Here is a 13,496-nt window from a genome sequence, read left to right as displayed (position 1 = left end):
ACCCGAATGAGACACAAACGTCTCACGCCTTTACCGCAGAACGGCCGCGGCCCCTCCGGACATCTCCGAAGGGGCCGCGGCCCGGCTGCGAGCACCGCCGTCCGGTGCTCGCACCCGCCGTCTCCGTACGGGCGCACGGTCGCTCAGCGCTTGGCGTCCGCCCACTCCCGCTGCGCCGCCAGGTCCGTCTTGACCTCCGCCAACTGGACGGCTACGGCGGACGGGGCCGTGCCGCCCCGGCCGCTGCGCGAGGCGAGCGCGCCCGGCACGTTCAGCACCGTCCGCACCTCGGGCGTCAGATGCGGCGAGATCGCGGCGAACTGCTCGTCGCTCAGCTCGTCCAGCTCGATGCCGTGCCGCTCGCACTCCTTGACGCACTCCCCCGCGACCTCGTGCGCCACCCGGAACGGCACACCCTGCCGTACCAGCCACTCGGCGATGTCCGTGGCCAGCGAGAACCCGGCCGGGGCCAGCTCTTCCATCCGCTCCCGGTTGACGGTCAGCGTGGCCATCATGCCGGTGAACGCCGGCAGCAGGATCTCCAGTTGGTCGCAGGAGTCGAAGACCGGCTCCTTGTCCTCCTGGAGGTCCCGGTTGTACGCGAGCGGCAGCGCCTTCAGCGTGGCCAGCAGGCCCGTCAGATTGCCGACCAGCCGCCCGGACTTGCCGCGCGCCAGCTCGGCGATGTCCGGGTTCTTCTTCTGCGGCATGATCGAGGAGCCGGTGGAGAAGGCGTCGTGCAGGGTCACGAAGGAGAACTCCTTCGTGTTCCAGATGATGATCTCCTCGGCGATCCGGGACAGGTCGATACCGATCATCGCGGTGATGAAGGCGAACTCGGCGACGAAGTCCCGGGACGCCGTGCCGTCGATGGAGTTGGCCGCACTGCCGCCCTCGAACCCGAGATCGGCGGCGACCGCCTCCGGGTCCAGCCCGAGCGAGGAGCCCGCCAGGGCCCCCGACCCGTACGGCGAGACAGCCGTCCGCGTGTCCCACTGCCGCAGCCGCTCCGCGTTCCGCGACAGCGCCTGGACGTGCGCGAGGACATGGTGCGCGAACAGCACCGGCTGCGCGTGCTGGAGGTGCGTACGGCCCGGCATCGCCACATCCGGATGCGCCTCCGCCAGACCGACCAGCGCCTCCTGAAGATCCGCGATCAGCCCGCCGATGATCCGGGCGTGGTCGCGCAGATACATCCGGAACAACGTGGCGACCTGGTCGTTACGGGACCGCCCGGCCCGCAGCTTGCCGCCGAGGTCCGGACCGAGCCGCTCCAGCAGTCCCCGCTCCAGCGCGGTGTGCACGTCCTCGTCCTCGACCGTGCCGACGAAACGCCCGTCGGCGACATCGGCCTCCAGCCGGTCCAGCCCGCCCAGCATCCGCGTCAGCTCGTCCTCGGTGAGCAGCCCCGCCTTGTGCAGCACTCGCGCGTGGGCACGGGAACCCGCGATGTCGTACGGCGCCAGCCGCCAGTCGAAGTGGACGGAGGCGGACAGCTTCGCCAGGGCCTCGGCGGGCCCGTCGGCGAACCGGCCGCCCCAGAGCCGGACGTCACCGCTGTTGCTGCTCACTTGCTCAGCTCCTCGTGGATGGTTGAGATGTACGGATCCCCGGCGGCCGGACGAAAACCGGCCACCGGGGACGGGGCCGGGGCAGCACCCCGACTCGTGACGCCTTTCGCCCCTACGCCAGATCCCGCTTGGCAGCGATCTTCGACGACATCCCGAAGATCTCGATGAAGCCCTTCGACAGCGACTGGTCGAAGGTGTCACCCGTGTCGTACGTCGCCAGGTTGAAGTCGTACAGCGACTGCTCCGACCGCCGCCCGGTGACCACCGCACGCCCGCCGTGCAGCGTCATCCGGATGTCACCCGACACCGCCTGGTTCGCTTCCTCGATGAACCCGTCCAGGGCCCGCTTCAGCGGCGAGAACCACAGACCGTCGTAGACCAGCTCGCCCCACCGCTGCTCGACCTGCCGCTTGTAGCGGGCCAGCTCACGCTCGACGGTGACGCTCTCCAGCTCCTGGTGCGCGGTGATCAGCGCGATCGCGCCGGGCGCCTCGTAGACCTCCCGGGACTTGATGCCGACCAGCCGGTCCTCGACCATGTCGATCCGGCCGATCCCGTGCGCCCCGGCCCGCTCGTTGAGCTGCTGAATCGCCTGCAGGACCGATACGGGCTTCCCGTCGATCGCGACCGGCACACCCTCCTTGAAGGTGATGACCAGCTCGTCGGCCTCCCGGGGCAGCGCCGGGTTCTGCGTGTACTCGTACACGTCCTCGATCGGCGCATTCCAGATGTCCTCCAGGAAGCCGGTCTCCACGGCCCGCCCGAAGACGTTCTGGTCGATCGAGTACGGCGACTTCTTGGTCGTCGTGATCGGCAGGTTCTTGCTCTCGCAGAACGCGATCGCCTTGTCCCGCGTCATCGCGTAGTCCCGGACGGGAGCGATGCACTTCAGATCAGGAGCCAGGGACGAGATCCCCGCCTCGAACCGCACCTGATCGTTCCCCTTGCCGGTGCAGCCGTGCGCCACGGTGCTCGCGCCGTGCTTCTTGGCGGCGGCCACCAGGTGCTTGACGATCGTCGGCCGGGACAGCGCGCTGACCAGCGGGTACCGGTCCATGTACAGCGCGTTGGCCTTGATCGCCGGCAGGCAGTACTCGTCCGCGAACTCGTCCTTGGCGTCCGCGACCTCCGCCTCGACCGCCCCACAGGCGAGCGCGCGCTTGCGGATGACGTCCAGGTCTTCACCGCCCTGGCCGACATCCACAGCCACGGCGATGACCTCGGCGCCCGTCTCCTCGGCGATCCAGCCGATGGCGACGGAGGTGTCCAGGCCGCCCGAGTAGGCGAGTACGACGCGCTCGGTCACGGGTTTCTCCTTACGGTGCATACGCTGATGGGTATAACTATGCACTCCACCGCATGATTCGTCAACGCACTCCACCCGAATGGCTCAACCACACCACCCCCAACCCCCATCCCCGCAGCTCAGAGGGCTCCGCCCCTACTCCCCCAGCACCTCCGCCAACACCCCCACGTGACTCAACCCGACATCCTTGGTGGCGGTCAGCAGCGTCAGCGGCCCGGCCGCCGCATAGCCCCGCAGCCGCCCCAGCGCCTCGGCAGCCGGCGAAACGGCCAGCTCTTCCCGATACCGCTCCGCAAATTCCTCGTACCGCTCCGCCCGGTGCCCGTACCAGGTACGCAGCTCCTTCGACGGCGCCACGTCCTTGCACCACTCGTCCAGCCGCGCGGCATCCTTGGCCACCCCCGCGGCCACAACCGGTCCACGAGCACCCGCACCCCGTCCGCAGCCTCCGGCGCCTCGTACACCCGCCGCTGCCGGATCTCTCCACGACGACCACCCATACCGCCATGCAACCACTCACCGAAGCCCCCCGCCCGCCCCTTTTCGACCGCTATGCACCCCCACGAGGACCCCGCTTTGGAATCAGGGGCCCGGACAGGGTATTTTTCTTGTGCACGCCGCGACCGGGGAAACCCGGCCGAAGCGAGCACCGGGACGTGGCGCAGCTTGGTAGCGCACTTGACTGGGGGTCAAGGGGTCGCAGGTTCAAATCCTGTCGTCCCGACTCGTGAGAGTCGCAGGTCAGAGGCCGTATCGGAGAAATCCGGGCGGCCTCTTGATCATTTTCAGGGCGGCGGCAGCGGCAGGTCCGCGACCATGACCGCGTACACCGGGGAATCCGGGAACGGCTGGTCCTCACCGACCTTCCGATAGCCCCAGGTCTCGTACAGGGCCTGGACCCTCGGGTGGGTGATGTCCACCAGGAGAGCGGAGAGGTCTTCGCGCCTGGCACCCATCAGCGCCCGGTGCAGCCGCTCGGCCGCGCCCGTCTTCCGCCAGCGCTCCCGCACCATCAGCTCGGAGAAGTGGAATGTGCGTCCTTCCCTGGGTCCGGGCTCCTGGTGGCCACGCCACCACTCACGTCCCGATGCGCCGGGAGCACCGTACGCGAAGCCCACGGCCTCGCCTCCGTCGTACGCGATCACGCAGGAGAATCCGGGGTTGCCGCCCCAGTGATCCACGAACCACGGAAACCGCCGCCGGAACTCGTCGTCCGCCATCCGGGCTGCGTGCACATCGGCATGTACGTCGATCAGGGTCTGACGGATATCGGGCAGGTCGTCGTGGGAGAAGTGGCGGAGTTCCGGAGTGAAGTTCATTGGCCCAGGCTCCATTCTGATCGGTAGCGGTCCTTCCATTCACGTGCGACATCGGCGTCCGGAGCGGCAGAGATCAAGTCACGGTAAAGTCCCCGAGATAAGAACGCATGCGCCCGGGCAGAGGGCACCCGTCCATCAGCGCGAACATCTCACCCGCAGTAGCACACGCCTGGTCGATGTCGCGCTGGTGAAGTTGCGTCAAGGCGAGCTGGAGCGTCGCCAGCGCCCGGTTACGGCGGAACTGCTGAGGGATGGCAGCCAGAGCACGATGCGAGGCGGCCTCTGCTTCGGCCGGGTCGCCGATGTCGTCGCGAACGATCGCGGTGATGGCCAGAAGTTCGGCAGTACCGTAGAACGCCACCCAGGACGGACGGGACTCATCGGACGCAGCTTTCATCAGCGCTTCCTCGGCACGCCCCAAGGAACGCAGGGCACCCTGCCGGTCCCTGAGCTTGGAATAGCCGATCGCCGTGCGGGCCTGAGCGAGCGAGGCGAACAGCGGGTCCCGCCGCGTGACGGCAGTGGTCTGTGCAGCCTTGCCCGCTTCCACTGCCTGCAAGAACTCCCCTCGGTGATTCGAAAGCATGGCGTGTGCATTCCAGACACGCAGCTCGGCCACGGGGTCCTTGCCCATCCCCGCCAGGTACAGGGCCCGGTTCAGGTGCCCCTGGGCCCTGTCACTCTGGCGTGCGTCCACAGCCGACCAAGCGGCACTGGCGGTGTAATTGGCAGCCAGACTGAAGAGACGCTGGCGAATGCGCTGTGAGGCTGCCCGCTTCTGTAACTCCAACGCCTCGGCAGAGCCCGCCAGTGCGGCCTGCTCCAGGGCCTCGTGTCCGCCTCGCGTGGCGTCCAGAGCTGTGAGAGCGTCCAACCCGCTGCGGAGTCGGATCACGTCAGTGGTACCGACCGCGTATGGCCGAGCAGCGATCAGAGGCATGGCCGCTGCAGCCGTCATCGTGGTGGTGGCCGTAATGAATTCCCGTCGTCGCACGGAAAGCCTCCGTAGTGATAGAGCTCCGTCTGCCCGCTCGCGGGGTGAAGCCCATCTCCTCGGCAGGACAGCCAAGAACTGTTTCCAATGCCTCACGCTGCCGAGGGTGCGGCCACCGCCAGACGGTTGGTGCACGTCGCGCTCTCCGCCTGGGGACTGGCGGAACTGGCCGATGACAGCGCCCTGGTCGTTTCCGAGCTGGTGTGCAATGCCGTTCAGCACGCGCGGAGCCGTTGCATTCGCGTCTCGGTCACCCGGCCGGGAGCGGCCCGAGTGCGTATCAGTGTCGTGGACAAGTCGATGGAGCTGCCGGAACTTCGGGAGCCGGGCAGCGGGGACGAGGACGGGCGTGGTCTCGCGCTCGTGGTCGGCCTGGCGGCGGCCTGGGGCGCCGATCCGCTGCCGTGGGGCAAGCGGGTGTGGGCGGAGTTGCACGGAAAGGCGCGAGGATGAGCGACGGGCAGAGCCCATGGGTGGGCGACCTCGTCCATGACGAGGACACCCGCCGGCGCGGGATCGTCACAGACGTGCGCGGCGGGGCCGTGTGGGTGCTGCGGCCGGAGTGGGGGCAGGGGCAGTGGGCCTCCCGCCGCCCCGACCGCCTGACGTTGATCATGCTGCGCGAGGACTTGCGGGACCAGGTGTAGGGGCCCGCCCCCTCTCCGGACGCCGCTCATCCCACCCGCACCCCACCCCGGATCACCGCGACCACATCACGCACCGCCCCCACATCCGCCACCGGGTCCCCGCCCACCGCGACCAGATCCGCGTCGTACCCCGCCGCGATCCGCCCCTTTCGGTCGCCCAGGCCGCAGACCAGTGCTGCCGTCGAGGTCGCTGCTCGCAGGGCCTCTGTCGGGGTGAAGCCGAATTCGGCCATGGCGGTGATGCCGTACGGGTAGCTGCCGTGGGCCTTGACCGGGAAGATGCCGGAGTCGCTGCCGAGGGAAAGCCGGACGCCGGATGCGCGGAGGGTGGCGAGGCCCGTGATGAGGGACGGGATACGGCGGGCGATGTGGGCCGGTGGGGGCGGGCCGCCGGGGAGGGCGCCGAGGGTGAGGGAGGCGGTGACGCCTCGGCGGACCATCTCCTCGATCACCCGGCGGTCGAAGTCGACGCCGGATTCCGTGAGGAAGAAGCAGTGCTCGATGGTGTCGAAGCCGGTCGCCACGGCCTCGCGGATGCCGGTGACGGCGTGGGCGTGCGCGGTGACCGGGAGGCCGTGGTGGTGGGCCTCGTCGACGATGGCGCGCAGTTCGTCGCGGCCGTACTGGACGCTGTACGGGTCCGAGCCGGGGGTGAGGTCGCCGCCGGTCACCATGACTTTGACGAGGTCGGCGCCGCGTTCGGCCCGTTCCCGTACGGCCGCGCGGACGCCGTCGACGCCCTCCGTCTGACCGCCGAGGAACCAGCAGTGGCCGCGGGTGGTGGTGAGGGGCGGGCCGGAGGCGATCACGTGGGGGCCGGCGGCGGGGTCGCGGGCGGTCTCGGCACGCAGGCGGAGGGTGAGGTATCCGCGGTCGCCGAGGTCTCGTACGGTCGTCACTCCGGCGGCCAGCGAGGCCCGCGCGGCGGCTCGGACGCGGTCGAGGAGGGTGGGGTCGTCGGCGGTGGTGAGCCGGCCGATGACGTCGTCGCTCGCGTCGAACGCCAGGTGGGTGTGGGTGTCGATGAAGCCGGGGAGGAGGGTGGCGGCGCCCAGGTCGAGGACCTCGGTGCCGATCAGCGGGACCCCGCCGGGGTGGACGGCGGAGATCCGGCCGTTCTCGATCAGTACGGTGGGCCGTTCGGTCAGTCCTGGTCCCACCCCGTCGAACAGTGCTCGTGCGCGTACCGCCAGCATCGGGCCTCCCGTACCGCGTCCCCGGCCCGGCCGGCTGGACCGGGCTGCTCGGCCGCCCGGCCGCGGCGGCCGGGCGGGGCCCCAGTACACAGGGACCGGGTGGGTGACGGGGCGGGGACCGGCCGGGTCAGCGTGCCTTCTGCGCCAGATTCAGCAGGTGGTCGGCGAGGGCCTGGCCGCCGGCCGGGTCGCGGCTGATGAGCATCAGGGTGTCGTCGCCGGCGATGGTGCCGAGGATGTCGTGCAGTTCGGCCTGGTCGATGGCGGAGGCGAGGAACTGGGCGGCGCCGGGCGGGGTGCGCAGGACCACGAGGTTGGCGGAGGCCTCGGCGGAGATGAGGAGTTCGCCGGAGAGGCGGCGCATCCGCTCCTCCTTGGCGGACTCCCCCAGCGGCGCCCGCGGCTTGCGGTCGCCGCCCTCGCTCGGTACCGCGTAGATCAGCTCACCGCCGGTGTTGCGGATCTTCACCGCGCCCAGTTCGTCCAGGTCACGGGAGAGGGTGGCCTGGGTGACGGAGAGGCCGTCGTCGGCGAGCAGCTTGGCGAGCTGGCTCTGGGAGCGGACGGCCTGCCGGTTGAGGATGTCCACGATCCGGCGGTGGCGTGCGGTGCGGGTCTGCGGTACGGCAGGCCCCCCGTGCAGCGTCTCGTTGTCCTGCGCCTCGGTCATCGTTGTCGTCAGTCTCCGGATCGTTGTTCCCCGTGTGCCCCTGCGAGGGCCGCGTCGAGGACGGCGGGGAGCTCCCGGAGGAACGTATCCGCTTCGTCGTCCGAGACGATCAGCGGCGGGGCGAGCCGGACGACGTCCGGCGCGACCGCGTTCACCAGGAGGCCCGCGTCCTGAGCCGCCCGCTGCACCTGCGGTGCGAGGGGCTCGGACAAGACGATACCCAGGAGCAGTCCCACGCCGCGGACCTGGCCGACGAGCGGGTGCGCCGACGCCTCGATCCCGCCACGCAGCCGCTCGCCGACCCGCTTGACGTGGTCGAGGAGTCCGTCGGCCTCGATGGTGTCGAGGACGGCGAGCGCGCCCGCGCACACGACCGGGTTGCCGCTGAAGGTCGAGCCGTGCGAGCCGGGGGTCAGCAGACCGGCGGCCGGGCCGAAGGCGAGGGTGGCGCCGATGGGCAGGCCGCCGCCGAGGCCCTTCGCCAGGGTGATCACGTCGGCCTCGACGCCCTGGGCCTGCGAGGCCAGCCAGTGGCCCGTACGGCCGATGCCGGTCTGGATCTCGTCCAGGACGAGCAGGGTGCCGGTGGCGGCGGTGATCTCGCGGGCGGCGGCGAGGTAGCCGGGGGCGGTACGACGACGCCGTTCTCGCCCTGCACCGGTTCGATGATCACGACGGCGGTGTCGGTGGTGACGGCGGCGCGCAGGGCTTCCGCGTCCCCGTACGGGACGAAGTCGACATCGCCGGGGAGCGGCCGGAAGGGGGCCTGCTTGGCGGGCTGGCCGGTGAGCGCGAGGGCGCCCATGGTGCGGCCGTGGAAGCCGCCGGTCGTGGAGACCATGTGCGACCGCCCGGTCAGTCGGCCGATCTTGAACGCGGCCTCGTTGGCCTCGGCGCCGGAGTTGGAGAAGTAGACGCGGCCGGGGCGGCCGACGATCCGCAGCAGCCGTTCGGCGAGCGCGACGGTGGGTTCGGCGACGAAGAGGTTGGAGACGTGCCCGAGGGTGGCGATCTGCTCGGAGACGGCGCGCACGACGGCGGGGTGCGCGTGGCCGAGGGCGTTGACGGCGATGCCGCCGAGGAAGTCGAGGTACGCGTTGCCGTCGGCGTCCCAGACCTGGGTGCCTTCGCCGCGTACGAGGGGGACGCGCGGGGTGCCGAAGTTGTCCATCATGGCGTCCTGCCAGCGCTCGGTGAGCGTGGTGTTGGACGCTGTGGTGGGCGTCGTCTCCGTGGCCACGTCGCTCATGCCGCTCCCGCCTTCTCGCTCGCGCTGCTGCCCTTGATGTCCGCGATGCCGGCGCCGGCCGCCGGCTCGTCCGGCACGACCATCGTGCCGATCCCCTCGTCGGTGAAGATCTCCAGCAGGATCGAGTGCTGCACCCGGCCGTCGATGACCCGGGCCGTGTGCACCCCGTTGCGTACGGCGTGCAGGCAGCCCCGCATCTTCGGCACCATGCCGCTGGCCAGGTCGGGCAGCAGCTTCTCCAGCTCGGTGGCGGTGAGCCGGGAGATCACCTCGTCGCTGTGCGGCCAGTCCTCGTACAGGCCCTCCACGTCGGTGAGGACCATCAGCGTCTCGGCGCCGAGGGCCGCCGCGAGCGCCGCCGCGGCGGTGTCGGCGTTGACGTTGAAGACGCCGGTCCCGTCGCCCTCGTCGGCGCTGCGGGCGACGGAGGAGATGACCGGAATGCGGCCGTCGTCCAGCAGGGCCCGTACGGCGCCGGGGTCGATCGCGGTGACCTCGCCGACCCGTCCGAGGTCCACCCGCTCGCCGTCCACCTCGGCGTAGTGCCGGGTGGCGGTCATCAGGTGGGCGTCCTCGCCGGTCATGCCGACGGCGAACGGGCCGTGCTGGTTGAGCAGCCCGACCAGTTCGCGCTGCACCTGTCCGGCGAGCACCATCCGTACGACGTCCATGGCCTCGGGCGTGGTGACCCGCAGGCCCGCCTTGAACTCCGACTCCAGGCCCAGCCGCTCCAACTGGGCGCTGATCTGCGGGCCGCCGCCGTGCACGACGACCGGCCGCAGCCCGGCGTGCCGCAGGAAGACCACGTCCTGGGCGAAGGCGGCCTTCAGCTCCTCGTCGACCATGGCGTTGCCGCCGAACTTGATGACGACGGTCTTGCCGTGGTGGCGGGTCAGCCAGGGCAGCGCCTCGATGAGGGTGCGGGCCTTGGGCAGCGCGGTGTGCTTGCGGGTGCTCATGAGGAGTACGCGCTGTTCTCGTGGACGTAGTCGGCGGTGAGGTCGTTCGCCCAGATCACCGCGGACTCGGTGCCCGCGCTGAGGTCGGCGGTGATCCGTACCTCCCGGTAGCGCATGTCGACCAGGTCCCGGTCCTCGCCCACCGAGCCGTTCTTGCAGACCCAGACGTCGTTGATGGCGACGTTCAGCCGGTCCGGGTCGAAGACGGCGGAGGTGGTGCCGATGGCGGACAGCACCCGCCCCCAGTTCGGGTCCTCACCATGAATGGCGCACTTCAGCAGATTGTTCCGGGCGATGGACCGGCCCACCTCGACCGCGTCGTCCTCGCTCGCCGCGCCGACGACCTCGATCCGGATGTCCTTGCTCGCGCCCTCCGCGTCCCCGATGAGCTGCCGCGCCAGGTCGTCGCAGACCGTGCGGACCGCGTCGGCGAACGCCTCGTACCCGGGTGTCTCACCGGACGCTCCGGAGGCCAGCAGCAGCACCGTGTCGTTCGTGGACATGCAGCCGTCGGAATCGACCCGGTCGAACGTCGTCCGCGTCGCGTCGCGCAGCGCCCGGTCCAGGACCGGCGCCTCCAGATCCGCGTCGGTGGTCAGCACGACGAGCATGGTGGCCAGCCCCGGCGCGAGCATCCCCGCGCCCTTGGCCATGCCGCCGACCGTCCAGCCGTCGCCGCTGACCACGGCCGTCTTGTGCACGCTGTCGGTCGTCTTGATCGCGATGGCGGCCTTCTCCCCGCCATGCACGCTCAGCTCGACCGCGGCCTTCTCGATGCCCGGCAGCAGCTTGTCCATCGGCAGCCGTACGCCGATCAGTCCGGTCGAGGCGATGGCGACCTCGCCCGCGCTGTGCCCCTTGAGCACCTCGGCGGCCTTCTCCGCGGTGGCGTGGGTGTCCTGGAAGCCCTCGGGGCCGGTGCAGGCGTTGGCCCCGCCGGAGTTCAGCACCACGGCCGAGACCTGGCCGCCCTTGAGGACCTGCTCGGACCAGAGGACCGGGGCGGCCTTGACGCGGTTGGCGGTGAAGACGCCGGCGGCGGCCAGTCGCGGACCGTTGTTCACCACCAGGGCGAGGTCCGGGTTCCCGTTCTCCTTGATCCCGGCGGCGATGCCCGCCGCCGAGAAACCCTTGGCTGCCGTGACGCTCACGGTGCGACTCCGATCGTAGAGAGCCCGGTGGCCTCGTCGAGGCCCAGGGCGATGTTCATGCTCTGCACCGCGCCACCGGCGGTGCCCTTCGTCAGGTTGTCGATGGCGCTGACCACGACGATCCGGCCGGCCGCCGGGTCGAGGGCGACCTGCACCAGCGCGCTGTTCGACCCGTACACGGCCGCGGTCGACGGCCACTGCCCCTCCGGGAGCAGCCGTACGAACGGCTCGTCGCCCAGCGCCTTCTCGTACGCGGCCCGCACATCGGCCGCGTCCACACCTGGCCGGGCCTTGGCGGAACAGGTGGCCAGGATGCCGCGGGGCATGGGCGCGAGGGTGGGCGTGAAGGAGACGGTGACCGGCTCCCCCGCCACGGCGCCGAGATTCTGCGCCATCTCCGGGGTGTGCCGGTGCACGCCGCCCACGCCGTACGGGCTCATCGAGCCCATCACCTCGCTGCCCAGCAGGTGCGGCTTGGGCGCCTTGCCCGCGCCGGAGGCACCCGAGGCGGCGACCACGACGGCCTCCGGTTCGGCGAGCCCCGCCGCGTACGCGGGGAAGAGGGCCAGCGAGACGGCCGTCGGATAACAGCCCGGGACCGCGATACGCCGCGCCCCGCGCAGTGCCTCCCGCGCGCCCGGCAGCTCGGGCAGCCCGTACGGCCAGGTCCCGGCGTGCGGCGAACCGTAGAACTGCTCCCAGGCCGCCGCATCCGCCAGCCGGAAGTCCGCCCCGCAGTCCACCACCAGCACCTCGGGCCCCAGCGCCTCGGCCACCGCGGCCGACTGCCCGTGCGGCAGCGCGAGAAAGACGACGTCGTGCCCGGCCAGCGCCTCGGCCGTGGTGGCCACCAGCTCCCGCCCGGCCAACGGCACCAGGTGCGGCTGCACCACTCCGAGGCGCTGCCCGGCGTTGCCGTGCGCGGTCACCGCGCCGATCTCGACCTCCGGATGCCCCAGAAGCAGCCGCAGCACCTCTCCCCCGGCATAGCCACTCGCTCCGGCCACTGCTGCTCGTACTGGCATGGATCCTCCTCCTTGGGGGCATGACTATACGGATAGCGGCAGGTTTATGCAATGGCGGGTGGGGGTGGGGAGGGGGTTCGGACGGATCGGCTCCCCCTTCCCTCTGAGGGAACTGTCTGGGGAACCTTCTGGGAATCCTTCCGGGGCCGCGGGCTCCCGACGCGTCGTCGGCGCCGCGCAACCGCACGCCCCCTCAGGCACGCTCCATCGGATTGGCCAAGGTCCGGTCCGGCCAAGTGCCGGCCACCAGCTTCGCCGCCGCGCACTGCGGCTTCCGTTCCGCCTGGTCGCGGAAGAGGCGGACGAAGGACTCGGCGAAACCCAGGCGGGGGTATGCCGTGACGAGGGCTTCGACGAAGGAAGGGTCGAAGGCGTCCAGCCCCGCCCCGGAGACGTCCGCGCTGGTCCCCACCTGTAGCAGGCGGCTCTCCAGATCTTCCTCCGGCGCCACGTCGTCCCTCATGTGCAGCACGATGAGTTCGGCTGCCCGCGCGCGCCGTTCGCGCGGCCAGTCCAGGCCGGCCGCGAAGACCCACGCCAGGTGGCCGCCGGCCTCCTCGAAGGGGACCGCGTGGCTGTCGAACGGCGGGGTGAGCCCCAAGTCGTGCAGCAGCGCCGAGACGAACAGCAGCTCACGGTCGAATGCGAGACCACGGTCCTGTGCCCAGGCCGCGCCGAAGAAGTACGACCGCATCGAGTGGTGGTACAGCGCGTCGTCCGTGTATTCCGTACACACCGACTGCGCCAGCTCCGCGGCCCGCCCCTCGGGGCCCGTACACCTGCGATCTCGATCGACATCGTTCCACCCCTGACAAGAGAAGATCGTCGTGCGGGCCGTTCGCCCGGGGAAGGGCGGGAGAGGCGATGTGGAAAGGCGGGATGGGTGCGGGCCGCGAGGGCCCGTCGGGGCAAGTGAGGGGAACGCGGGCTCCGCCCTCGCCCGCGCTCCTTCTTGCCGGTTCTCCTGTCTTACTGGTCCTGCTGCCTTACTGGTCCAGCCGCCTTACTCGCCCTGCTGCTCGCGCTTCGCCTGTTCCGTCTTGTGCTTCTCCTTGATCCGCACGTTCTCCTTGCGGACCTCGGCCTGGGTGGCGCGCTCCTTCTGCAGCCACTCGGGGGACTCCGCCTTCAGCGCGTCGATCTGCTCGGTGGTGAGCGCCTCGGTGACTCCGCCGCGGGCGAGGCCCGAGATGGAGACGCCCAGCTTCGCCGCCACGACGGGCCGCGGGTGCGGGCCGTTGAGCCGCAGCTCCCGGAGCCACTCGGGCGGGTCGGTCTGCAGCGCGTTCAGCTCGGCGCGCGAGACGACACCCTCCTGGAACTCGGCGGGGGTGGCTTCGAGGTACACACCCAGCTTCTTCGCCGCGGTCGCGGGCTTCATCGTCTGGGTGTTCTGGTGCGACGTCATG

13 protein-coding genes, 1 tRNA gene and 2 pseudogenes are annotated in these 13,496 nt (G+C 70.7%); 3 read left to right on the top strand and 13 right to left on the bottom strand.

All coding sequences use genetic code 11. The annotated features are described in order from the left end of the window. Nucleotides 1–143: 143 nt before the first annotated feature. The 3 genes and pseudogenes from argH to EJG53_RS33745 all read right to left on the bottom strand — a co-directional run bounded on the left by argH (nt 144) and on the right by EJG53_RS33745 (nt 3,377). Nucleotides 144–1,571, bottom strand: a complete 1,428-nt coding sequence (gene argH, locus EJG53_RS33755) for an argininosuccinate lyase (RefSeq protein ID WP_125048089.1) — start codon at nt 1,569–1,571, stop codon at nt 144–146. 112 nt (nt 1,572–1,683) lie between these two features. Continuing rightward, the gene (locus tag EJG53_RS33750; RefSeq protein WP_030999539.1) at nt 1,684–2,877 is read right to left on the bottom strand and encodes an argininosuccinate synthase; all 1,194 of its coding nucleotides are present in this window, start codon (nt 2,875–2,877) and stop codon (nt 1,684–1,686) included. A 135-nt stretch (nt 2,878–3,012) separates the two neighbouring features. Next, nucleotides 3,013–3,377 (bottom strand): annotated as a pseudogene (locus EJG53_RS33745) (DUF488 domain-containing protein). 150 nt (nt 3,378–3,527) lie between these two features. Here EJG53_RS33745 and EJG53_RS33740 point away from each other — a divergent pair. Beyond that, nucleotides 3,528–3,601: transfer RNA gene (locus EJG53_RS33740), tRNA-Pro, on the top strand. A gap of 61 nt (nt 3,602–3,662) precedes the next feature. Here EJG53_RS33740 and EJG53_RS33735 read toward each other — a convergent pair. Both EJG53_RS33735 and EJG53_RS33730 read right to left on the bottom strand, forming a co-directional pair. Beyond that, entirely contained in the window at nt 3,663–4,196 is a 534-nt protein-coding gene (locus EJG53_RS33735) for a GNAT family N-acetyltransferase (RefSeq protein WP_125048088.1), read from the bottom strand. A 73-nt stretch (nt 4,197–4,269) separates the two neighbouring features. Then, the gene (locus EJG53_RS33730) at nt 4,270–5,190 is read right to left on the bottom strand and encodes a hypothetical protein (RefSeq protein ID WP_244955454.1); all 921 of its coding nucleotides are present in this window, start codon (nt 5,188–5,190) and stop codon (nt 4,270–4,272) included. Between the two features lie 87 nt (nt 5,191–5,277). Here EJG53_RS33730 and EJG53_RS33725 point away from each other — a divergent pair, with 87 nt between their 5' ends. Continuing rightward, nucleotides 5,278–5,643: an ATP-binding protein gene (locus tag EJG53_RS33725; RefSeq protein WP_125048087.1), complete on the top strand. Its 366-nt coding sequence runs from the start codon at nt 5,278–5,280 to the stop codon at nt 5,641–5,643. Next, complete coding sequence (locus tag EJG53_RS33720) at nt 5,640–5,837, top strand: hypothetical protein (protein ID WP_125048086.1); 198 nt, start codon at nt 5,640–5,642, stop codon at nt 5,835–5,837. Before EJG53_RS33725 ends, EJG53_RS33720 begins: the two co-directional genes overlap by 4 nt. Before the next feature lie 26 nt (nt 5,838–5,863). On the opposite strand, the gene EJG53_RS33715 is transcribed toward EJG53_RS33720, so the two are convergent. The 8 genes and pseudogenes from EJG53_RS33715 to EJG53_RS33680 form a co-directional block, all read right to left on the bottom strand. Further along, nucleotides 5,864–7,033, bottom strand: a complete 1,170-nt coding sequence (locus EJG53_RS33715) for an amidohydrolase family protein (protein ID WP_125048085.1) — start codon at nt 7,031–7,033, stop codon at nt 5,864–5,866. Nucleotides 7,034–7,160: 127 nt separating this feature from the next. Continuing rightward, entirely contained in the window at nt 7,161–7,703 is a 543-nt protein-coding gene (locus EJG53_RS33710; RefSeq protein WP_030999552.1) for an arginine repressor, read from the bottom strand. A gap of 8 nt (nt 7,704–7,711) precedes the next feature. Next, nucleotides 7,712–8,952: pseudogene (locus EJG53_RS33705) on the bottom strand (acetylornithine transaminase). Beyond that, entirely contained in the window at nt 8,949–9,911 is a 963-nt protein-coding gene (argB, locus tag EJG53_RS33700) for an acetylglutamate kinase (protein ID WP_125048084.1), read from the bottom strand. The pseudogene EJG53_RS33705 and the gene argB overlap by 4 nt, the downstream one beginning before the upstream one ends. Beyond that, complete coding sequence (gene argJ, locus EJG53_RS33695; protein ID WP_125048083.1) at nt 9,908–11,062, bottom strand: bifunctional glutamate N-acetyltransferase/amino-acid acetyltransferase ArgJ; 1,155 nt, start codon at nt 11,060–11,062, stop codon at nt 9,908–9,910. Before argJ ends, argB begins: the two co-directional genes overlap by 4 nt. Continuing rightward, nucleotides 11,059–12,087, bottom strand: a complete 1,029-nt coding sequence (gene argC / locus EJG53_RS33690) for an N-acetyl-gamma-glutamyl-phosphate reductase (protein WP_125048082.1) — start codon at nt 12,085–12,087, stop codon at nt 11,059–11,061. Before argC ends, argJ begins: the two co-directional genes overlap by 4 nt. 193 nt (nt 12,088–12,280) lie before the next feature. Then, nucleotides 12,281–12,823: an HD domain-containing protein gene (locus EJG53_RS33685; protein ID WP_244955453.1), complete on the bottom strand. Its 543-nt coding sequence runs from the start codon at nt 12,821–12,823 to the stop codon at nt 12,281–12,283. A 267-nt stretch (nt 12,824–13,090) separates the two neighbouring features. Beyond that, nucleotides 13,091–13,495, bottom strand: coding sequence for a DUF5997 family protein (locus EJG53_RS33680; protein WP_125048081.1), 405 nt, complete (start codon nt 13,493–13,495; stop codon nt 13,091–13,093). Nucleotide 13,496 lies beyond the last annotated feature (1 nt).

Source organism: Streptomyces chrestomyceticus JCM 4735 (assembly GCF_003865135.1).
In the GTDB taxonomy this organism is placed as follows: domain Bacteria; phylum Actinomycetota; class Actinomycetes; order Streptomycetales; family Streptomycetaceae; genus Streptomyces; species Streptomyces chrestomyceticus.
Note: the sequence above shows the minus strand (reverse complement) of the source record. Positions and strands in the feature narration are given on the sequence as shown.